At 39.8% G+C, this 241-nt stretch carries 1 pseudogene; it reads right to left on the bottom strand.

Going from position 1 to position 241, the window contains the following annotated elements:
- Positions 1–241 (bottom strand): annotated as a pseudogene (locus tag ACFIK8_RS12790) (methyltransferase); the annotation flags it as partial.

Here is a 241-nt window from a genome sequence, read left to right as displayed (position 1 = left end):
TCGGTTTCGACGCGTTCTATTGAACGGACTTTTCCTGATTTCATTAAAGCTTGCACTGCAAGATCTGTATGGCTGTGTAAATCTAGAGCTAATATAAAACGCCGATCAACAGTACTGAGACGTTTATAGAGGTCTTCGGCCATGGAAGACAGTAAAAAATCGTATCCCTTTTTTGCTTTTTGGAAAGCACGTTTGCGAAATTGTTCAATGCGGTTATGATCAAAGATTAAAGGATGTGGCA

Source organism: Bartonella sp. MR168JLCBS, from assembly GCF_042194175.1.
This window is presented reverse-complemented; position numbering and strand designations above follow the sequence as displayed.